At 53.2% G+C, this 21,633-nt stretch carries 20 protein-coding genes and 1 other annotated feature; all 20 genes read right to left on the bottom strand.

The annotated features are described in order from the left end of the window. Window positions 1-55: 55 nt before the first annotated feature. On the bottom strand, window positions 56-682 hold the full coding sequence (gene pyrE / locus SIC45_RS05430) for an orotate phosphoribosyltransferase (protein ID WP_319631342.1): 627 nt from the start codon (window positions 680-682) through the stop codon (window positions 56-58). Continuing rightward, window positions 672-1,394: an orotidine-5'-phosphate decarboxylase gene (gene pyrF / locus SIC45_RS05425; protein ID WP_319631341.1), complete on the bottom strand. Its 723-nt coding sequence runs from the start codon at window positions 1,392-1,394 to the stop codon at window positions 672-674. The genes pyrE and pyrF overlap by 11 nt, the downstream gene beginning before the upstream one ends. Beyond that, a complete protein-coding gene (locus tag SIC45_RS05420) occupies window positions 1,391-2,302 on the bottom strand; it encodes a dihydroorotate dehydrogenase (protein ID WP_413645499.1) in 912 nt (303 codons plus the stop codon). The genes pyrF and SIC45_RS05420 overlap by 4 nt, the downstream gene beginning before the upstream one ends. After that, window positions 2,299-3,081 (bottom strand): dihydroorotate dehydrogenase electron transfer subunit, encoded by a 783-nt coding sequence (locus SIC45_RS05415; protein WP_298784229.1) that lies wholly within the window; start codon window positions 3,079-3,081, stop codon window positions 2,299-2,301. The genes SIC45_RS05420 and SIC45_RS05415 overlap by 4 nt, the downstream gene beginning before the upstream one ends. Then, complete coding sequence (carB, locus tag SIC45_RS05410) at window positions 3,078-6,293, bottom strand: carbamoyl-phosphate synthase large subunit (RefSeq protein ID WP_319631340.1); 3,216 nt, start codon at window positions 6,291-6,293, stop codon at window positions 3,078-3,080. Before carB ends, SIC45_RS05415 begins: the two co-directional genes overlap by 4 nt. A 13-nt stretch (window positions 6,294-6,306) precedes the next feature. Next, window positions 6,307-7,395 (bottom strand): carbamoyl phosphate synthase small subunit, encoded by a 1,089-nt coding sequence (locus SIC45_RS05405; RefSeq protein ID WP_319631339.1) that lies wholly within the window; start codon window positions 7,393-7,395, stop codon window positions 6,307-6,309. Beyond that, window positions 7,392-8,675 (bottom strand): dihydroorotase, encoded by a 1,284-nt coding sequence (locus tag SIC45_RS05400; RefSeq protein ID WP_319631338.1) that lies wholly within the window; start codon window positions 8,673-8,675, stop codon window positions 7,392-7,394. Before SIC45_RS05400 ends, SIC45_RS05405 begins: the two co-directional genes overlap by 4 nt. Further along, on the bottom strand, window positions 8,672-9,604 hold the full coding sequence (locus tag SIC45_RS05395) for an aspartate carbamoyltransferase catalytic subunit (protein WP_319631337.1): 933 nt from the start codon (window positions 9,602-9,604) through the stop codon (window positions 8,672-8,674). Before SIC45_RS05395 ends, SIC45_RS05400 begins: the two co-directional genes overlap by 4 nt. Before the next feature lie 167 nt (window positions 9,605-9,771). Beyond that, window positions 9,772-11,103 carry a solute carrier family 23 protein gene (locus SIC45_RS05390; RefSeq protein ID WP_319631336.1) on the bottom strand — a complete coding sequence of 444 codons (1,332 nt, stop codon included), beginning with the start codon at window positions 11,101-11,103 and terminating at the stop codon, window positions 9,772-9,774. 92 nt (window positions 11,104-11,195) lie between these two features. Next, window positions 11,196-11,738, bottom strand: a complete 543-nt coding sequence (gene pyrR / locus SIC45_RS05385) for a bifunctional pyr operon transcriptional regulator/uracil phosphoribosyltransferase PyrR (protein WP_319632931.1) — start codon at window positions 11,736-11,738, stop codon at window positions 11,196-11,198. Between the two features lie 213 nt (window positions 11,739-11,951). After that, on the bottom strand, window positions 11,952-12,854 hold the full coding sequence (locus SIC45_RS05380) for an RluA family pseudouridine synthase (protein ID WP_319631335.1): 903 nt from the start codon (window positions 12,852-12,854) through the stop codon (window positions 11,952-11,954). Continuing rightward, a complete protein-coding gene (lspA, locus tag SIC45_RS05375; RefSeq protein ID WP_319631334.1) occupies window positions 12,835-13,332 on the bottom strand; it encodes a signal peptidase II in 498 nt (165 codons plus the stop codon). The genes SIC45_RS05380 and lspA overlap by 20 nt, the downstream gene beginning before the upstream one ends. 150 nt (window positions 13,333-13,482) lie before the next feature. After that, on the bottom strand, window positions 13,483-16,257 hold the full coding sequence (gene ileS, locus SIC45_RS05370) for an isoleucine--tRNA ligase (RefSeq protein WP_319631333.1): 2,775 nt from the start codon (window positions 16,255-16,257) through the stop codon (window positions 13,483-13,485). A gap of 59 nt (window positions 16,258-16,316) precedes the next feature. Beyond that, window positions 16,317-16,548 (bottom strand) — a binding site (T-box leader). A 37-nt stretch (window positions 16,549-16,585) separates the two neighbouring features. Further along, window positions 16,586-17,098 carry a DivIVA domain-containing protein gene (locus SIC45_RS05365; protein WP_298784212.1) on the bottom strand — a complete coding sequence of 171 codons (513 nt, stop codon included), beginning with the start codon at window positions 17,096-17,098 and terminating at the stop codon, window positions 16,586-16,588. 109 nt (window positions 17,099-17,207) lie between these two features. Beyond that, on the bottom strand, window positions 17,208-17,996 hold the full coding sequence (locus SIC45_RS05360; protein ID WP_319631332.1) for an RNA-binding protein: 789 nt from the start codon (window positions 17,994-17,996) through the stop codon (window positions 17,208-17,210). Between the two features lie 16 nt (window positions 17,997-18,012). Next, entirely contained in the window at window positions 18,013-18,285 is a 273-nt protein-coding gene (locus SIC45_RS05355) for a YggT family protein (protein ID WP_298784208.1), read from the bottom strand. Between the two features lie 18 nt (window positions 18,286-18,303). Next, a complete protein-coding gene (locus tag SIC45_RS05350) occupies window positions 18,304-18,732 on the bottom strand; it encodes a cell division protein SepF (RefSeq protein ID WP_298784206.1) in 429 nt (142 codons plus the stop codon). 59 nt (window positions 18,733-18,791) lie between these two features. Next, the gene (locus tag SIC45_RS05345; protein WP_319631331.1) at window positions 18,792-19,469 is read right to left on the bottom strand and encodes a YggS family pyridoxal phosphate-dependent enzyme; all 678 of its coding nucleotides are present in this window, start codon (window positions 19,467-19,469) and stop codon (window positions 18,792-18,794) included. Between the two features lie 19 nt (window positions 19,470-19,488). Continuing rightward, on the bottom strand, window positions 19,489-20,298 hold the full coding sequence (gene pgeF, locus SIC45_RS05340) for a peptidoglycan editing factor PgeF (protein ID WP_319631330.1): 810 nt from the start codon (window positions 20,296-20,298) through the stop codon (window positions 19,489-19,491). A gap of 119 nt (window positions 20,299-20,417) precedes the next feature. Beyond that, complete coding sequence (gene ftsZ, locus SIC45_RS05335; RefSeq protein WP_298784199.1) at window positions 20,418-21,599, bottom strand: cell division protein FtsZ; 1,182 nt, start codon at window positions 21,597-21,599, stop codon at window positions 20,418-20,420. Window positions 21,600-21,633 lie beyond the last annotated feature (34 nt).

Here is a 21,633-nt window from a genome sequence, read left to right as displayed (position 1 = left end):
ACGGCTCCTTCCGGTACAGCTGAGCTGTCCGGGAGGAGCTTTTTTTCATTCGTATTTACGCCCAGGACGCCGGGGCCTGCTTCCATTCCTGCAGACGCTCGATGTCTTTTTCCTGCACGTAGCCTTCCTCAGCAGCAATCTGAATCAGCGCAGAGTAGTTGGTCAGTGTTTTTGCCGGCAGCTGTGCTTCTTTAAGCTGCCTTGCGGCTTCCTCGAGCTCATATGTGAAAATCGCAGCGGCTCCGAGCACCTCGGCTCCGGCTTCCAGAAGCGCCTGTTGGACCGTTATCATGCTTTTGCCGGTCGAGATTAAATCTTCAACAATTACGACTTTATCCTCCGGCGTGACCCGCCCTTCTATTTGATTGCCTTTACCGTGGGATTTGGAGGATCCGCGTACATAGCACATCGGCAGGCCGAGCCTGTCTGCTGCAAGCGCCGCATGAGCGATACCGGCCGTCGCGGTGCCGGCAACAATCGTAGCCTCAGGGTAATTGACCCGGATCAGCTCCGCCAGGCCTTCTGCCACCCGGGTCCGTACATCCGGATATGAAAGCGTCAGCCGGTTATCGCAGTATATCGGGGAGCGGATACCGGAAGACCAGGTAAACGGTTCATCCGGTCGCAGGGTCACTGCTTCGATGGTCAGCAGATCTCTGCTGAGAAGTTCTTCATTCTGCATTGGGCATTCTCCATTCCTGTTCCATTTGTTCGTAGGCCGACGCCGGATCTGCAGCTTTTGTAATGCTGCGGCCGACGACGATCGCGTCACTGCCGAGATCTGCCGCGGCACCCGGGGTCACTACCCGGGCCTGGTCCCCCGCCTCTTCGCCAGTGCCGCGAATTCCCGGTGTCACGGTCATAAAAGAGGTGCTTCGGGCGTTTTTAATGATAGGTACTTCCCCGGCCGCACAGACAACGCCGTCCTGCCCCGACCGTTCGGCAAGATCTGCGTAAGCCGTCACTGCTTCATTCATCGAAAGTGGGATGCCAAGCTCCTCGTTCAGCATCGTTACCGAGGTACTTGTCAGCTGAGTGACCGCTATACAGGCAGGCCTCTTTTGACCGGACAGCGTGCCCTGCTCCAAGCCTTCTACAGCCCGCGCCATCATCCGGACCCCACCCGCGGCATGAACCGTGATAAGATCCACATGCAGCCGGGCAAGCTGGGCTGCAGCCCGCTGAACCGTATTAGGGATATCATGCAGCTTCAAATCAAGAAACACCCGGTGGCCCTTCGCTTTCCATTCCTCTACAAGCGCCGGGCCTTCTTTATAAAATAATTCCATGCCGACTTTTAAAAACAGCGGCCTCTGCCCGAATGAAGCGAGCAGAGCATCCGCCTCTGATTTGTCCGGCACGTCCATTGCGATAATCAGCGGACGGTCATTCATGCCTTCACCCCGCCCTGCTTCCAGCCGGCCCAATCTGCGGCCGACTCCGTGCTGGCCCAGTCTGTCAGCTCCTGAATAATTTCCGGGCAGGCAAACGGGTTGCTGATGTTTGCTGTTCCGACAGCCACTGCATCGGCTCCGGCCATCATAAACTCCAGCACGTCCTCCATGCCCATAATTCCGCCCATGCCGATAATAGGCAGATCCGTCACCTGCCGCACCTGATACACCATCCGGATGGCCACCGGCTTAATGGCGGGTCCCGAAAGGCCGCCGATTTCATTGGCGAGCAGCGGCTTGCGCGTCCGCGGATCGATTTTCATGCCCGATAATGTATTAATCAGCGAGAGCCCGTCCGCGCCTGCGTGTTCCACCGCTCTGGCAATCTCGGTAATATCCGTCACGTTGGGAGAGAGCTTAACATACACAGGAACCTCAGAGACACGCTTCACCCTTTTCGTCAGCTCTGCCGCAAGCTTCGGATCGGTCCCAAACGTAATGCCGCCCTCTTTAACATTCGGGCAGGAAATATTGAGCTCCAGCGCCGCAGCCATTCCGGATTCCGACAGCCCGGCGGCTACCGCTTCATAATCTTCCATTTTCGTCCCAGCGACATTTGCAAGGACCGGTGTATCTAACTGCTGGAGCCACGGAAGCTCCTGTTCAGTGACTCCCTTAAGCCCCGGATTCTGCAGACCGATGGCATTCAGCATGCCTGCTTCTGTTTCTGCCACCCGCGGTGTTTCATTCCCGAATCGCGCTTCTTCGGTGGTGGCTTTAATCGCAATAGCTCCAAGGTCATTAAGGTCATACAGCTGGGCAAACTCTTTTCCAAAGCCAAAGCATCCGCTTGCCGGCATAACCGGGTTTTTCATCTCAAGTCCGGGCAGGCTCACATGCAGTTTCATGACAGCACCACCTCTCCCCACGGAAAGACCGGTCCGTCGCTGCAGACCTTCCGGTAGTCCGTTCCGTCCGGATCATCTGTCGTGTGACATACACAGGCAAAGCAGGCACCGATGCCACAGCCCATGCGCTCCTCAAGGGAAAGCTTTCCCTTCGCCGTCGCATAGGAGCCGTCAAGCGCCCGGAGCATCGGCAGCGGCCCGCAGGCAAAAATAGCGTCGTAGGAAAGCCCGCGTTGGTCAATCACGTCTGTGACAAATCCGGTATCTCCGACGCTCCCGTCGATGGTGCTCACAAAACAGTCCCCGAGCGAGCTGAATCTTTCCTGAAAGAAAGCACTGGAGGCATCGGCAAACCCGAGCACGGTCTGTACACGGACACCCTGGCCCTCCAGCTGCTTAGCGAGACCGAGCAGCGGCGGGACGCCGACGCCGCCCCCGACAATCAGCGCCTTTTCTCCTTCGCTCACGTCACTCGTATCAAATCCGTTGCCGAGCGGCCCGAGCACATCCACTTCGTCGCCTGTACGCCAGGCTGCCATCCGGCTTGTGCCTTCGCCCTCGGCCCGGAACACAAGCGCCATTCGCCGCTGTTCCGGCCAGTATTCACTAATACTGACCGGACGGCGGAGGAGCGGGGCGACGTGCGGGGATGTTTTCACATGCACGAACTGTCCTGGCGCCTGAATGCGCTCCGGCATATCGCCTTCGAGCACGACTTCAAAAATCGATGCTGCGATTTCGTCAATAGAAACGACGCTCATCCATTCTTTTTGAATCACGCCATCACCTCATTTGTACGGTCTTCTTTCATCGCCGGCATGGCTTCTGTGGAAAAGGTAATCATCTCAAGCACCTTCAGCAGGGCTCCAGCTGTGTCGAGCGAGGTGAGACATACTACTTCATTTTCCACCGCTTCCCGACGGATCCGAAAGCCGTCCGCCGCCGCTTTTTTCTGTTTTTCCATAGTATTGATCACAAACTGGGCTTTGCCTTCCCGGATAAAGTCCAGAATGTTTGGCGACTCTTCCTCCACTTTTGCCACCGACGAAGCCGGTATGCCTTCCTTGTTCAGCCACGCTGCGGTTCCCTGGGTCGCTGTAATCGCATAGCCGATTGCATGAAACCTTCTGGCGAGCGCAAGCGCCTCCTTTTTCCATTCGTCGGCGATAGTAAACAGCACGGTGCCGTGATTTGGAATTTTCATCCCGGAAGCGATCAGTCCTTTATACAAGGCTTTCTCGAGTGTCTGATCCCGGCCCATCACTTCTCCGGTCGATTTCATTTCCGGGCCGAGCGATATTTCCACCTGGCGGAGCTTGGCGAAGGAAAAGACCGGCACCTTGACCGAAACGCCTTCTGCCTCCGGCAGCAGTCCGCTTTCGTACCCGAGCGAAGCCAGGGGTTCGCCAACCATCACCCGGGTGGCAAGCTTGGCGATCGGGCACCCGGTAATTTTACTTAAAAACGGCAGGGTGCGGCTCGCTCGCGGATTCACTTCAAGCACATACACTTCGTCTTCGTGTATGACGAACTGAATGTTGAGCAGTCCTTTAATATTCAGCCCTTTTCCGATAGCGACCGTCCGCTCTGCAAGCGTTTGTTTCGTATGCTCCGAAAGCGTCTGCGATGGATAGACCGCAATCGAATCGCCTGAATGCACGCCGGCGCGTTCGATATGCTCCATGATTCCCGGTATTAGCACCGTCTCACCGTCTGAAATTGCGTCAACCTCCACTTCCTTTCCGACCATATAACGGTCGATCAGTACCGGGTGCTTGCGGTTAACGCGTACAGCCCGTTCCATGTAGTTAAGCAGTTCTTTTTCATTTCCGACAATTTCCATTGCCCGTCCGCCCAGAACGTACGACGGGCGTACCAGAACTGGGTAGCCGATATCAGCAGCCACCACTCGTGCCTCTTCTGTGCTGACGGCTGTACGGCCGAGCGGCTGAGGGATTTTGAGCGACTGCAGCGCTGCTTCAAATTTATCCCGGTCCTCCGCCCGGTCCATGTCTTCGAGTGTAGTGCCGAGAATCTTGACGCCGTGGTCGGCGAGACCATCCGCAAGGTTAATCGCCGTCTGTCCGCCGAACTGAACGATAACGCCCTCCGGCTGTTCCACATCGACCACGTGCATCACGTCCTCTACGGTCAGCGGCTCAAAGTACAGCTTGTCGGAGACGCTGAAGTCTGTCGACACGGTTTCCGGATTGTTGTTGATAATAATCGCTTCGTATCCCGCTTCCTGGAGCGCCCAGACGGTATGCACCGTCGCGTAGTCAAATTCCACGCCCTGTCCGATACGGATCGGGCCGGAGCCGAGAACGATAACAGACGGACGCCCCGTTTTGCTGCTTTCGTTTTCTTCCTCATAGGAGGAGTAGTAATACGGCGTTTCGGATTCGAATTCCGCCGCACACGTGTCGACCATTTTATACACGGGCGTAATACCCAGATCGAGGCGCTGGCTGCGCACCTTTTTCTCTGTTGTATTCCAGTAGGCTGCGAGCGTTTCGTCGGCGATTCCCGTCGTCTTGGCCACCCGGAGAATCTCTTCGTCATTTGGATACGCACGTGCCATCTCGGCCACTTTGACAATGCCGGCAAATTTTTCGAGGAAAAACAAATCAATTTTTGTCCAGCTGTGCAGCTGTTCAAGCGAGTAGCCCCGCTTCAGCGCCTCCCCGATATAAAACAGCCGCTCATCATCCGCACGAATAAGCTTGTCTATGAGCTTGTCTTCAGAATCCTCGGCGTAGTCCGGATGCGTCAGAAAAGCCCGTCCGAGTTCAAGCGACCGGATACCTTTTAAAATGGACTCTTCAAATGAGCGTCCGATGGCCATCACTTCTCCTGTTGCCTTCATCTGCGTACCGAGCCGGCGGTTCGCTGCTTCAAATTTGTCAAACGGCCAGCGGGGAATTTTCGTTACTACATAATCAAGGGCCGGCTCAAAGCTTGCGTACGTCGTCCCTGTAATCGGATTCTTTAACTCATCGAGCTTATAGCCCGCCGCAATCTTTGCTGCCAGCTTGGCAATCGGGTAGCCGGTCGCTTTGGACGCAAGTGCCGACGAACGGCTCACCCGCGGATTCACCTCGATGATGTAATATTCAAAGCTGTCCGGAGAGAGGGCAAACTGCACGTTGCATCCGCCTTCGATTTCAAGCGCGCGGATGATTTTCAAAGACGAATCCCGGAGCATGTGGTACTCCCGGTCGGCAAGCGTCTGGCTCGGGGCGGTGACGATTGAGTCGCCGGTATGAATACCGACCGCGTCGATGTTTTCCATGTTACAGACAACAATGGCCTGCCCGGAGCTGTCGCGCATCACCTCGTATTCAAGCTCTTTAAAGCCTGCGATGCTTTTTTCAAGCAGGCACTGGGTCACCGGGCTGTACTTGAGCCCGGAGCCGACAATTTCCACGAGCTCGTCGTGATTGTCGACCAGGCCGCCGCCGGTGCCGCCAAGTGTATAGGCCGGCCGCACGATAACCGGATAGCCGATTTCCTCCACAAAGGCCTCTGCTTCCTGCAGGTTGTGCACGATGGTGCTTTCCGGAACCGGCTCATTCAGCTCGTACATCAGGTTCCGGAAGGACTCCCGGTCCTCTGCCTGCTCGATTGCAGACAGCTCGGTGCCAAGAAGGGAAATATCATACCGCTCGAGCAGTCCGTGGCGGTGCAGCTCCATCGCCATATTCAGCCCGGTTTGGCCGCCGAGAGTAGGAAGGATGGCATCGGGACGTTCTTTGCGTATCACCCGGTCAACAAACTCAAGCGTCAGCGGCTCCATGTACACCTGGTCGGCAATGTTGGTGTCTGTCATGATGGTTGCCGGGTTGGAATTAATTAAAATGACCTCGTATCCTTCTTCCTTTAACGCCTGGCACGCCTGGGTTCCTGCATAGTCAAACTCCGCAGCCTGGCCGATCACGATAGGGCCAGAGCCAATCACTAATATTTTTTGGATATCTGTACGTTTTGGCATGGTGACTCCCCTTTTACATTCGAGTAGGTACTTTTTCGTAGCGGTTCATTAAGCGGACAAACTGGTCGAACAGGTCGTTGGCATCGCTCGGTCCCGGGCAGGCCTCCGGATGGTACTGGACACTGAAGGCCGGATACTCCCGGTGTTCGACGCCTTCCACCGTGCCGTCGTTAACGTTGACGTGTGTCAGTATAAGGTCTGTGCCCATCAGGGAATCCCGGTCCACGGTATAGCCGTGGTTCTGGGAGGTTATATCCACCCGGCCGGTTTTCACCTGCTTGACCGGATGGTTCCCCCCGCGGTGGCCGAATTTGAGCTTCGACGAGGTGGCCCCGCAGGCTAGACTCAGCAGCTGATGGCCGAGACATATCCCAAACACCGGCACTTCACCGATCAAACCACGCAGCGTCTCCACGGCCTCCGGTACGTCTTCAGGGTCCCCGGGGCCGTTACTTAGCATTACTCCGTCCGGGTTCAGGGCGAGCACTTCCTTCGCCGTGGCGTTGTATGGAAGCACAAACACATCGCAGCCGCGGCTGAGCAGATTCCGGGTGATACCATGCTTGGCCCCGTAATCCATCAAAACGACCCGTTTGCCGTTGCCCGGTGCGTGGTAGGCATTTTTCGTACTGACCCTGGACACCTGGTCCCGGGGGTCGAGCCACTGCTGCAGCTCCCGGACGATTTCCTCTTCTTCCGCTTCTTCTGCGCACAGTCTGCCCCGCAGCGTGCCGGCCGTCCGGATCATTTTCGTCAGACGTCTTGTATCAATGCCGCACAGACCAGGAATATCTTTTTCATGCAGCCATTCGCTGAGTGTTCCAATGCTTCGGAAATTGCTTGGATGCGATGCCGCTTCCTTGACGATCACTCCACCGGCAGAGGAGTGCATCGTTTCGAAGTCATCCCGGTTAATGCCGTAGTTGCCGATCAGCGGATACGTCAGCGTCACCAGCTGATCGCAGTAGGACGGATCGGATAAAATCTCCTGATAACCGGTCATGCCGGTGTTGAATACGACTTCCCCTACCGTTTCCCGTTCGCTTCCAATGCCTTCTCCGTGAAAAACTGCTCCATTTTCCAGTATTAATTTGCGCTTCATTGCTGCACCTCTTCCTTTTCATACACTGTCTGTCCGTCTACGATCGTGAGTACCGGCCAGCCTTTCAGTTTCCAGCCGGTAAACGGCGTGTTTTTTCCTTTTGACACAAACTGCGCTGGGTCAACTGCTTCTTCGTGCTCGAGGTCAATGAGCGTCAGATCTGCAGCAGCACCGGGGGCAAGCGTCCCGGCACCAAGTCCGAACACCCGGGCCGGCCGCTCCGTCATTGAGGCGAGCAGATACTCCAGCGTACATACTTCGTTTAAAACCAGTTCGTTATATAAAAGCGGAAAGGCCGTTTCAAATCCCGTAATTCCAAACGGGGCTTCGCCGATAGGCCGTGCTTTTTCTTCCGCCGCGTGAGGCGCATGGTCGGTCGCTATAAAATCAATGGTGCCCTCGAGCCAGGCTTCAAGCAGTGCCTGCCGGTCACCGCGGGACCGCAGCGGCGGATTCATTTTATAGTTCGTGTCCACCTCAGGTATGTCGTCTTCGCTCAGCAGCAGATGATGCGGCGTCACTTCAGCTGTTACATGGATGCCGGCACGCTTGGCATCGCGGATCAGCCGCACGGATTCCTTCGTGCTCACGTGACACACGTGATAATGGCAGCCGGCCGCTTCAGCAAGCAGAATATCGCGGGCGATATGAACCGATTCAGCTACCGCCGGTATGCCCTTTAGTCCGTTCTTTTCCGCAAACCTGCCGGCGTGCACGCTGCCGCCGTATACGAGCGTATTTTCTTCACAGTGCGCCACCACCGGCATATCGACCGCTGCTGCTTCCATCATGGCTTCGTACATGACAGAGGCGTCCTGAACGCCCACTCCGTCATCTGTAAAAGCAAAGGCCCCGTGCTCTTTCAGTGCTTTCATGTTCGTACGTCCGGTTCCCTGCTGTTTTTCCGTAATCGAGGCGTAGGGAAGAACACGCACAACAGCCGTCGCTTCGATGCGTTCATATAGCAGATCAAGCTTTCCTGCGGAGTCCGGTACCGGATGCGTATTTGGCATCGGACAAACGGTGGTGAATCCGCCTTTGGCCGCCGCCTTTGTACCTGAATAGATCGTTTCTTTATGCTCGCCTCCCGGCTCACGAAGATGCACATGCACATCGACCAGACCCGGGCTGAGCAGCCGCCCTTTTGCATCGAGCACCACTTCAGCTCCCTCCGGCGCCCGGCCTATGTCCTGGATACGCCCGTTTTCAATCAGTACATCCTTCGGTCCAATGATTTCCCCGGAGGTAAACACCTGCGCATTGATAATCCATCCGTTCATTTCCAATCTCCTCCTTTAGCCTGTCTTAATACGTGATCAAGCACAGCCATACGAATAAACACACCATTTGTCATCTGCTTAAAGATTCTTGAGCGGCTGCCCTCCACGAGCGAGTCCGCGATTTCCACACCCCGGTTGATTGGGGCAGGGTGCATAATAATGCTTTTGTCCTTCATGCGCTGCGCCCGTTCTATTGTGAGTCCGTATGCTTCGTGATAATCGTTCGGGCCGGCTATCAGCTGTACAGTATGCCGTTCATGCTGAATGCGGAGCATCATCATGACGTCCGCCACCTCTACCGCTTCATCCATCGGAATAAAACGGCTGCTCATGGCTTCATCCATCCATTCTCTTGGTCCCGATACGTATACCTTCGCTCCGAGACGCTCCAATACCTCCACGTTTGAACGGGCGACCCGGCTGTGCCGGATATCGCCGGCAATGACGACCTTCACCCCGGCAAACCGTCCAAACTCCTGCTGGATGGTCATTAAATCCAGAAAAGACTGGGTGGGGTGATGCCCGCAGCCATCCCCGCCGTTAATGATGGGAATGTTGATAAAGTCCCGCAGTTCATCAAAGTACCGCTCCTGCTCGTGACGGATAACAACTACATCCGCGCCGATGCTTTCGAGCGTGCGCACCGTATCGTACAGGCTCTCTCCCTTTTTTACGCTTGAGGTGGCAGCATCGAAATGGAGGATCCCGAGACCGAGATTCTGTTCGGCCGCTTCAAAGCTGAGCTTGGTCCGGGTGCTCGGCTCAAAAAATAAGTTCGCTGCGTACAAGGGCAGGCTTTTCCGTTCCCGGTCCGTCTCTGCGAAGGCGTTGGCCTTCGCCAGCAGTTCATGAATCTGCCGCACATCCCATTCTTCCATTGTCAGCACATGCTGGACTGATGCTGTTCTTGAAGATTTTATACTCATCATCTTTTCCGCTCCTTTTTAAGCGCCTCGATCCTATATAAAAAACCCGGAGTCGGAAAGACTCCAGGTTTACGGGTATGAAGAAACGCCCCGCGCAGGATAGTCTGCTGACGGAAGTGTTTCCATGCCGTTCAACCTTGGATGTCTCTCTGTACTTCCTTAAAGGATGATCAAGCTGCCTTATTTTTTGATGTAGATGGACTGACGGATTCAAACATCGACCGGTTGCCGTAGGAATCTTCCTTCCCCGGCAGTACTGCGTGCAGCACCATACCGATGACTGTAGCAAGCGCCATGCTTGAAACTTCAAAGTATTCCCCGACTTCAATGAACGCACCCCCGATTCCGGTCACCAGAATCACGGAGCTGATGATCAGGTTCCGCTTTATGCCGAGGTCAATGTTGTTGTCAATCAGCATACGGAGTCCGTTCGAGGCAATGATGCCAAACAGCAGAATCGAAACCCCGCCCATTACCGCTCCGGGAATGCTTGCGATAAAGGCCTCCACCTTTCCGATAAATCCAAAGCTGATGGCAAGTACGGCCGCTCCGCCGATCACATACACGCTGAATACACGGGTGATGGCAAGCACTCCGATGTTTTCCCCGTACGTCGTGTTCGGCGGCCCGCCGAGCACTGCGGCAAACATGGTTGCCACCCCGTCGCCCATGATGGAACGGTGCAGCCCCGGGGACTTCAGAAAGTTTTTTTCCGCTACTTTGCTTAATACAAGCTGATCGCCGATATGTTCAGCGATGGTCACCAACGCAATTGGCGCCATGATCGCGATAACGCTCCAGCTCCAATCCGGACTGTACGTGGCAAACGGTACGGAGAAATCCGGCACCTGAATCCAGGAAGCCTCTCCGATGGCACCTGTATTTACCATACCGGCAGCAAGCGCCGTCAGGTATCCGCCGATGATGCCGAACAGCACGGGAATGATGCGGAAGAAGCCGCGGAAAAACACGGAAGCGACGATGACAATCGCAAGTGTTACGGCGGCTACGCTCATATGGCGCATTGGTTCATTGTAGTTTCCGGTGTCTGCATTGTAGTTCATCGACATTTCGATCGCTGTCGTCGCAAGACCGAGCCCGATGACCATAATGACCGGACCGACTACTACCGGCGGCAGAATGTTCATCAGCCAGCCTACCCCGGCTTTACGGATAATCAGTGCCGTAATGCCGTAAACAAGCCCCGCAGCGAGCGAGCCGAGCATGACGCCCCCCGGACCCCCGATGGATAACGCGGCAATGATCGGGAAAATAAAAGCAAATGATGACCCGAGGTAAGCCGGTATCTGTCCTTTGGTGATTGCCAGATACGCAAGTGTTCCAAGACCGCTGGAAACAAGGGCTACGGCCGGACTGAGCCCGGTGAGCGCCGGCACGAGTATTGTAGATCCGAACATGGCGAACAGGTGCTGCAGGCTCAAAATCAGCCAGGTAGCGGGAGCCGGGCGGGTCTGGATATGGATATCGTCGTTATTTTTCATGATAAACCTCCATTAATATTGGCATGGAGGGAAGAAACGCTTTCGTCTCATCCCTTTTTGAACTCTCTGGTTCAAATTAAAGAGAACTCTTATTACGCAGAATGAATACTTACCTGATCTTCGCCGTCTTCTTCTGCCATATTGACAGCGATGATTTCCTCGCGGGAGGTCGGTACGTTTTTGCCGATGTAGTCCGGCCGCACGGGAAGCTCCCGGTGGCCCCGGTCCACGAGCACGGCCAGCTGAATCTGTGCCGGCCGGCCGCTGTCCATCATGGCGTCCATGGCTGCCCGCACCGTCCGTCCAGTGTATAGCACGTCGTCCACCAGAATTACTGTTTTTCCGGTGATGTCTCCTGGAAGTACAGCCCCGTGCAGCTCCGGCTCCTGGCTGTTATTGTTATGGGATAAATCATCACGGTACATCGTAATGTCCACTTCGCCAATCGGAATGTCGTTTCCTTCAATCCGTTTGATATTTTCCGCGAGCCGGTTGGCAATGTAAATGCCGCGCGTTTTGATGCCGACCAGAACGCAGTCTTCCACGCCTTTATTTCGTTCAATAATTTCGTGTGACACCCTTGTCAGAGCTCTCCGGATTGCCTGTTCATCCAAAAGCACCCGTTCCAACTGCATCATCCTCCTTTATTTCATCAAAAAAGCCCCCATCCCGTAAGGATGAGAGCTTGCGGCTCCGGGCACATTCATCCGCAGGCCGGGTATTTACACATACGCCGCCCTGGGTCCTTCTGCGCTCAGACACAACCTCTTCTCAGCCTCACGGGACTGTGTTAAAAAGGCATTCGTTTTTTTCGTTATTACGTAGTATGACAGTCTTTTTCTGTGCGGTCAACTAGTTTTGTTAAGTTCATCAATAGCGGCCTGCATCTCCTCCGGCAGCTCAGCCTCCACCTCGATCCACTCTCCACTCACAGGGTGCTCAAACCGGAGGCGGTACGCATGCAGCGCCTGGCCCGGAAGAGAGAGAGTCTTCCGGCGTCCGTATTTCGGATCAGCGGCCACCGGATGGCCAATCTGTGCAAAATGCACACGGATCTGATGCATCCGGCCGGTTTCGAGTTCACACTCCACAAACGTATATTTGTGCCACCACTGCAGCACCTGAAAATGAGTGACCGCCGGCTTGGAGTTTTCCCGCACTGCCGCCATTTTCTGACGGTCATGAGGATCACGGCCAATCGGCATATCAATTTTCCCCGTTTCGTGCGGCACCTCTCCGTGCACAATTGCTTTATATTTCCGCTCAATTTTCCGGTCCTTCATTTGAGCGGACAGCTGCTCATAAGCCTTAGGATGCTTTGCTGCTATCAGCAGGCCGGACGTATCCTTATCCAGTCGGTGAATCAGTCCTGCCCGGGCTTCGGGATGGTGCTGCCATGCCGGATAGCGGTGCAGGAGCCCGTTCATCAGTGTTCCACGGGTATGTCCCGGCGCCGGATGCACGACCATCCCCCGTGGTTTGTAAATCACCACTACGTCGTCATCCTCGTATCGTACATCAAGATCCATTTCTTCCGGCGTCATTTCTTCATGATTATCTTCAGGTATAGTGACATCGACCCGGTCGGCGGCCTGGAGCTTGTAATTATTTTTCACGCGGCCCCCGTTAACCGTGATCCAGCCGTCTTTTACCCATTGCTGCACGACCGAACGTGATTCTTCGAGTTCATCTGTCATCAGACGGTCAATTCTTATTCCCTGCTCTTCTTCGTCAATAATTCGTGGATTCATGCGCTTCTTCCTTCTTTCGTGATCTTTCATCTAAAAACATACCGATAATCAGCCAGACTACACCTACCGTCAGAGCAGCGTCTGCGACGTTGAAAATAGGAAAATTGTAGGCAAGCAGGTAGACATCAACAAAGTCGACGACTTCACCGAACAGCATACGGTCAATGAAATTTCCAACGGCTCCTCCAAGCACAAGAGCCAATGGAATTCCAAAAGTAAATGAGAGCGTACCATACTTCTGCATGTAATACACCACTACCGCTATTACGGCAACCGTAATGATTAAGAAAAACCAGCGCTGGCCCTGCAGTATGCCAAAGGCCGCTCCTGCGTTCCGGTGAGAGGTCAGGTATAAAAAAGACGGGATAACTTCAATGCTTTCTCCAATACGCATGGAGGCAGCTACTATGTATTTGGTTACCTGATCGAAAATAATAATCAGCGCAGCCAGCAGGTAATGCCACTTAATAATTTTCATACGGACTCTGTCATCCTCTCTTGCGGTGTGCGTTCCATCCTTAGCATTTTAGCATATATTCGCCGGGGCGAACAGCGCTCAGGGCGATCCTTCCGGCCCTTTACTTTTTATAAAAAAGAGCCCCCTTGCAGTAAAGGGGCTCAGCACGTGCTATGACTGATTGACGTTCTCTTTTTGATGCATGACCGAAGCACAGCGGCTGCAGAGATCCGGATACGCCGGGTCTTCTCCCACTGTGTCGGTAACCTCCCAGCAGCGTTCGCAGCGTTCACCTTCCGCTGCCTTTACAACGACGCTTACTTCATCAAGCTTCGCGGCTTCTGCCGGGGCCTCAGACGCTGATCCGGCAACCTCTGCCTTTGACACAATAAACAGCGTCTTTAAGCGGGTTACGCTCTGAAGCATATCTCTCACTTCGCCGTCGGCATAAATATCAACCGAGGCTTCGAGCGACTTGCCAATCACTTTTTCTCCTCTCGCTGTCTCCAGCGCCTTTAATACATCGTCCCGGACGTCCATAAGACGGTCCCACTTCCGGCGGAGCTCTTCATCCTCCGTCGAACGGTCCGCCTGCGGCATATCCGTCAGCTGTACGCTTTCAGCCTCTGTGTGAGGGATAAACTCCCACACCTCCTCGGCCGTATGCGGAATGATCGGGGCGATCATCTGCACGAGAGCTGTTAACGTGTCATAAAGCACTGTCTGCACAGCCCGGCGGCGGACGTCATCTTCATGCTCCACATAGAGTGTATCCTTGGCAATATCAAGGTAAAACGAGCTCAGATCCACGGTGCAGAAATTATGGAACGTCTGATAGACATTCACGAACTGATACTCTTCATATCCGGCACGGATTTTTGCGATTAAATCCTGCAGGCGCAGATGCATATACTGATCAAGCTCGCTCCAGTCCGACGGCGCGACCCGGTGCTTCTCCGGCTCAAAGTCGCTCAGGTTTCCGAGCATGAACCGGAACGTGTTACGGATCTTGCGGTACGCTTCTGCTATTTGCTTTAAAATGTTGTCTGAGAGCCGGTGATCCGCCTGGTAGTCGACACTCGAGACCCAGAGCCGGAGAATATCCGCACCGAGCTGCTTTGTGATGTCGTTTGGCGAAATGGTATTTCCGAGCGACTTGCTCATTTTTTTGCCTTCTCCGTCCATCGTAAAGCCGTGGCTCAGTACAGAGCGGTACGGTGCCTTGCCGGTAACCGCGACACTCGTTGTAAGAGAAGAGTTAAACCAGCCGCGGTACTGGTCGGAGCCTTCAAGATACATATCAGCCGGACGCTGCAGAAGCGGAGACGCCTCAAGCACTGACTGATGGGACGATCCGCTGTCAAACCACACGTCCATAATATCCATTTCTCTCGTAAAGGTGCCGTTCGGGCTGTGTTCCGACGTAAACCCGTCCGGAAGCAGATCGGCTGTGTCCCACTCAAACCATACGTTGGAGCCGTGGCTGCGGAACAGTTCGGAAACGTGCTGAATAGTCTCATCGTTAATGAGCGCTTCGCCGTCCTCTGCATAAAAGACCGGAATCGGCACGCCCCATGCACGCTGTCTCGAAATGCACCAGTCGCCCCGGTCGCGCACCATGTTGTACAGGCGCGTTTCTCCCCAGGCCGGAGTCCATGTCACCTGGCTGATTTCATCCAGAAGCTCGCCCCGGATGTTTTCGATCGATGCAAACCACTGATCGGTCGCCCGGTAAATGACCGGCTTTTTCGTTCTCCAGTCATGCGGATACGAGTGACTGAAGAAGTTCAGCTGCAGGAGCGCCCCGAGCTGATCGAGTTTATCCGTGATTGATTTATTTGCCTTATCGTAAAACAGTCCTTCAAAGCCCGGGGCTTCGTCGGTAAATACCCCTTTGTCATCTACAGGACAGAGTGTTTCCAGACCGTACTGCTGTCCTACCACAAAGTCTTCTTCCCCGTGGCCGGGCGCTGTGTGCACGCAGCCGGTACCAGCATCGAGCGTCACGTGTTCCCCGAGAATGACGAGCGAATCCCGGCCATAAATAGGGTGCTCAGCCATCACGTATTCAAGGTCACGCCCCTTCATACGCTTTGTGATTTCATAGCCGTCCCACTCCAGCCTTTGTTCGAGCTCCTCGAGCAGCCCTTCAGCAACGACGTACTTTTCTCCGTTCACCTGCACGACAACGTAGTCAAGCTCCGGATGAACAGTGATTGCCAGGTTTGCCGGAATCGTCCAAGGGGTCGTTGTCCAGATGATAAACTTCTCATCGCCTTCGAGAACATTTTTTCCTTCTTTAACCGCAAACGACACATAAATCGACGGAGAGCGCATATCGTGGTATTCGATTTCTGCTTCTGCCAGGGCCGATTCCGAGGACGGGGACCAGTAGACCGGCTTTTTGCCTTTATAAATATGGCCGCGCTTGGCCATTTCCCCGAAAACCTGGATCTGCTGGGCTTCGTACTCATGATTCATCGTCACATACGGGCTTTCCCAATCCCCTCTGACCCCGAGGCGTTTAAACTGCTCCCGCTGCCGGTCAATTTGTTTCTCCGCATATTCTTCACACGCGGCACGGAATTCAGCTGTTGTCATTTTTTTCCGGTCCACTTTTTTATTTTTCGTAAGCGCCGTTTCAATCGGAAGCCCGTGAACGTCCCAGCCCGGAACGTACGGTGCATGGTAGCCTGTCATCGATTTATAGCGGACAATAAAGTCCTTCAGCACTTTATTCAGCGCATGCCCCATATGGATGTCCCCGTTAGCATAGGGAGGCCCGTCGTGCAGCACAAACAGCGGGCGCCCTTCTGTGCGGGCCTGCACCTGCTCATAAATGTCCTGCTCGTTCCATGTTTTCTGGCGTTCCGGTTCTTTATTTGGCAGATTGCCGCGCATTGGAAATTTGGTTTTCGGCATTAACAGCGATTCTTTATAACTCATTTCCGCATCCTCCTCTTTTTTTACAATAAAAAGAGCCATTCCAAGCCCCCTGTGCATAGCATAGGGGCGAGAATGACTCGCGGTACCACCCTGATGAGCGCAGGAGGCTATACGGCCCCCTTCTCGTCTCTTCATTGGCAATAACGGCTTTTTTTAAGCCGCCTTAACTTACTGCTTTGTTCAGTTAAGGAACTCCAGGGTGATAACAAAAATGTCCTGGTTCTGCGCTTACACCAACCGCAGATCGCTGAGACCGGTGCATTACTGCCTTCTCCCCTTCAACGTTTATCGAATATGATAATGCAAAAGTATAATCTAGTTACCGGTGTTAGTCAAGGCGTTCGCCGTCGCCGGCATAAACGTTTGCCTCAGCCGGTTCCTCTTCGGCAAGATTCTGCCATTCATCCGAATGAAGCATTTCCATTTGTGCTTCGAGCAGCATTTTGAACTTGGTCTGGTAAACAGAAGCCTGCTTTTTCAGTTCTTCAATTTCAAGCTCAATCCGTCGTGATTTGTTTAGGGCTTCGTTAATAATGCGGTCCGCATTTTTCTCCGCTTCCTGCACCTTCAGCTGTCCTTCCTTCTGGGCATTTTTCCGCACCTCTTCTGCCGATTCCTGGGCTACATAGATCGACTTATTCAGCGTCTCTTCAATGCTTGAGAAATGATTGATGCGGTCTTCGAGCTCTTTTGTGCGATCGTACAGCTCGTCGCGTTCACGAATCACATCTTCAAAATCCTTAATCAGCTGCTTTAGAAAATCGTTTACTTCATCTTCGTCGTATCCCCGGAATCCTCTTGTGAATTCCTTATTATGAATATCCAGTGGTGTTAAAGGCAAAATCTTTCACCCTTTCTACTGTTCAAGTATGTATACTGGCCCGAAAGCCTGCTGCCTCTTTCTACATTCGCGGCGAAAAAGGCAGTTCCTTCCTTCAAAACCAAAAAGGTTATTTTTTTCTTTTTTGTTCTTTAATTCCGTACACAATCCGCTGCTTATCCTTTTTCGTGCGTCCCAGCACCTCCATCAATTTAGAGCGGCCAAGCCCGCGTACCGAAACGTAATCCCCGGGGCGCAGCATATAAGAGGACTGGTCCACCTTTTTCCAGTTCACGCGCACCTTGGCCTTTTCTATGAATGGAAGCGTTTTGCTTCTTGAAAGCCGGTATGCTTCTGCCATAAAGGTATCGAGCCGAAGCGAAGAAACGGTGGTTTCACGTTCCACCCACTGTTCTTCTATCGGCAGCATAGCGGAAAATGGTTTTTCCACAGGCGCCACCGATACATTGGCAATTTTTGGAAGATTCAGCTCGATATAGCTGCGGACTTCAGCAGCTGCTACGAATTGAAAGCAGCCTTCCCCCTCCAGGATATCACCGAATTTCTCCCGTTTTAATCCAATGCCCATCAAAGCCCCGAGAACATCCTTGTGTTCAAGAGAAGCAAATTTCTGCGGATAGGAGATTTCAAACAATATGAGCTGAAAATCCTCCAGCTCCGGCTGTTCGTAAAACGGATAAATTAACGCCCGTTTTCGTTCAGCATCATCGCTCCCCCCGGCAAAAGCATAGTGAACGGTTTCGTCTTTTCCGATGACCGACGCTAGAATATCCCGCTCCCGCGGATCGAGAAAATCGGTCAGCCGTCTTTCGAAGTTTGTTTCGACTGCTTCTTTCCAGTCTGACGCCTGTTCCACCCAGGCTCTTTCCTCCGGCCGGAAGTGTTCGAGCATGTTCATGTTTTATTCACCTCAATTAAAACAATGCACCGGCATTGAAAAACAGCGCCCGGATGCCTGATTCTGCAAAAAAGAGCACAATGATTGCCACGATTGGCGATATATCAAGCGGGCCGAGTGGCGGAATAAAGCGGCGGAACGGCTCCAAATATGGTTCACAGATCGAACCGATAAACTGGCCGATTGTAGATTCTCTCGCGTTTGGGAACCACGACATGAGGATATATACAATTAACACAATCCGGTAAAGACTGATTAAACTAATCAGCAAGGAACCTATAAGCTGCATAATCTCTCTCCTTTCTTTTTAATAGTGTTCATCCCGTTCTGATAAAATATCTGTAATGGCCCCTGAAATATCCACATTATCGGGCGCGCAGAAAAAGATCTGACTGCCGACCTTCTGAATGTCTCCGCCGATGGCATAGACCGTGCCGCTTAAAAAATCTACGATACGACGCCCCTGCTCCTTCGGCACCCGCTGCAGATTAATGATCACTGCTTTTCGGCTGCACAGGTGATCGGCGATATCCTGCACTTCTTCGTAGCTGCGCGGCTCCAGAAGCATCACCTTCGAGGACTTCTGCACACTCTGCAGGCTCACCACATTGCTTGGAGATGTCCCCTGCCTGTTTTCATACTGGGCGTACTGTTCTTCTTCAGAAAGAGGGACTTCCTGTTCGACCACATCGTCGTCCATTTCAAAAAAACGCCGGAACTTCGAACGCAAACTCATCTTCTCCTCTCCTTTTTACACAGAGATACAGCTGTTTTGTTACTTAACGCCTGGTTCCTTTATTCACCTACAAGCGAAGTACCAAGACGGATATGAGTAGCGCCTTCTTCCACAGCTACCATATAATCGTTGGACATTCCCATGGATAAATACCGGCAGGGAGCGTGCGCCCAGCCGTTTTCCTGGATACGCCTGCGCAACTCATTCATCTGACGAAACACCGGCCGGGTTTTTTCAGCGTCCTCTTCAAATGGAGCGAGTGTCATTAAACCTACGATCCGGAGGCCGGAAAGTTTCACGAGTGATTCGATAAACGGCTCCACTTCCTCTGGCGGAAGCCCTGCCTTGCTTTCTTCCCCAGAGGCATTCACCTGCACAAAGCATTCGGTGACTGTTTCTCCGGAACGCTTGTTGATTTCCTCTGCCAGACTCCAACGGTCCAGCGAATGAATGTATGCACATTTGCCGATAATTTTTTTCGCTTTTTTGGACTGCAGGGTGCCAATAAAATGAATGTCCGCGCGGCCGGAAACAGCTTCGTATTTTTCAAGCGCTCCTTCCACACGGTTTTCCCCTAAATTGGTTATTCCGGCTTCTACTGCCTCTACCGCCCGCTCCGGGGAAACGTACTTGGTAACAGCAATGCATGTGACATCCTCCGTATCCCGGCCGGATGCTTCACAGGCGAGGCGGATGTTACGCTTTATCACTTTCCAGTTGGCTTCCACCGTGTTCAAATTGCAGCATCCTCCTTGTCTATATAATATAGATATAACTCATCATTCGTCCAGTTTTCCCGTTATCACGACGGTGGGAGAAAAACAGATCCTCTTCGGCATAAGTACAGTAACCGCTGACAGCAATACGTTCAGGGGGGATTCCTGCCTGTTCAAGCAACAGTCTGTTGGCTGTCTTTAAATCAAGCGCGTAACGCCCATCTGCCTTTTCGACCCAAGGCTCCCCGCTGGAAAAATCAAGTTGACTCTTAAATGCTGACAGGACCGTTTCATCCACTTCATAATTAGCTCCAGATATAGCCGGTCCGATCGCCACATATATTTGTTCAGGCGGGACCCCCTTATCTGCAAAAGCACGAATCATTTCAGCCCCAATGTCCGCGGCGGTTCCTTTCCATCCTGCGTGAGCTAGCCCTGCCATCGCAACGCTTTCTGCATAAAAGAACAGAGGAACACAATCAGCATAAAAACTGACAAGCGTCACTTCCTTCGACTCGGTAATCATGCCATCGGCTTCTGCCACAGAGGTTTCCCTCTGCTCACTCCCTTTGCCGGCATCACTGCGGCTGACTTCTACAATACGGCTGCCGTGAACCTGCTCTTCAGCAGTCCAGGTGGAAAGAGGACGGCCGATATGTTCGGCGGTGATCAGCCGGTTGTTTATCGTTACATTCCTGTCTTCACCTACATGAAGGGCAGTATTGCGGCTCTCGTAAGGCGGCTTCCCCTCGCCGTTTACTCTTGTAGTAAAGCCGGCGGCAGCTGCTTTGCTGTTCATTTGCAGCTCGAGAATACCGTTTGTTAAAAGGTGAAACGGCTCAGGCTTCATGCCATCACGACCTTTCTGCTTGTTGATCAATTATATGGCTTAAACGGAAATACATCAGCATCAGCGAAGAAAAGCGGGCCGTATCCGGCCCGCTTTTTTCTTCTATCACCTGCCCGCGCCTAACGGCGGCGCCGGTTGCGCAGGAACGTTGGAATATCGAGTCCTTCGTCTTCTTCCTGTCCATCTCTATCTCTGGACGGTTCATTTTCAGAAACAGGCTCTTCCTTCCAGTCCTGCTGGGGTGCAGACTGCTGGGGCTGCTGCGGAGCCTGCTGCCTTGTCGGCTGCTGCCGGGAAACAGTCTGACGGCCTCCGCCACGTGTTCCCTGCGCGCTCCGCTGGTCTTCACTGTCCTGAAACCCTGTCGCAATAACCGTAACTACGATTTCGTCCTTCAGGTTTTCGTTAATAACCGAGCCGAAGATCATATTAACATCCGTGTCCGAAGCTTCAGATACAATCTCTGCTGCTTCGTGCACTTCAAACAGACTCAGGTTGGAGCCGCCGGTAATGTTCATCAGCACACCCTGAGCGCCTTCCACGGACGTTTCAAGAAGCGGGCTCGAGATGGCTTTTTTCGCCGCTTCCACTGCACGGTTTTCTCCGGTTGATATACCGATGCCCATTAACGCAGAGCCTTTTTCACTCATAATTGTTTTTACGTCGGCAAAGTCAAGGTTGATAAGTCCCGGTACCGCGATCAGATCACTAATGCCCTGGACGCCCTGACGAAGGACATTGTCTGCTTCACGGAACGCTTCAAGCATCGGCGTGCTTTTGTCCACAATTTCAAGCAGACGGTCGTTTGGAATAACAATCAGCGTGTCCACTTTTTCCTTTAAAGAGGAAATACCGTTGGAGGACTGCACCGCACGCTTTTTACCTTCAAATGTAAATGGGCGCGTAACGACTCCTACGGTCAGGGCCCCAATTTCTTTGGCTACTTCAGCAATAACCGGAGCAGCACCTGTGCCTGTGCCTCCGCCCATGCCAGCTGTGATAAATACCATATCGGCACCGGTGAGCGCTTCTTCGAGCTGCTCTTTGCTTTCTTCAGCAGCTTTTTTACCAATTTCCGGGTTCGCTCCGGCACCCAGGCCTCTTGTCAGCTTTCCGCCTAATTGAAGCTTTGTTTCTGCTTCTGATAATTTTAACGCCTGGGCGTCTGTGTTTACCGCAATAAATTCTACTCCCTGTAAACCGTTCTCAATCATACGGTTCACAGCGTTCGAACCGCCCCCGCCGACACCGATGACTTTAATCTGGGCTAGCTGGTCCATATCCATTTCAAATTCCAACATATGTGGTCCTCCTATATAGTCGTTTTATCCTTCA

The sequence above is a fragment of the Marinococcus sp. PL1-022 genome, assembly GCF_033845285.1.
Classification (GTDB): domain Bacteria; phylum Bacillota; class Bacilli; order Bacillales; family Marinococcaceae; genus Marinococcus.
The sequence above is the reverse complement of the archived record's forward strand: the minus strand, read 5'-3'. Positions and strand labels throughout refer to the sequence as shown.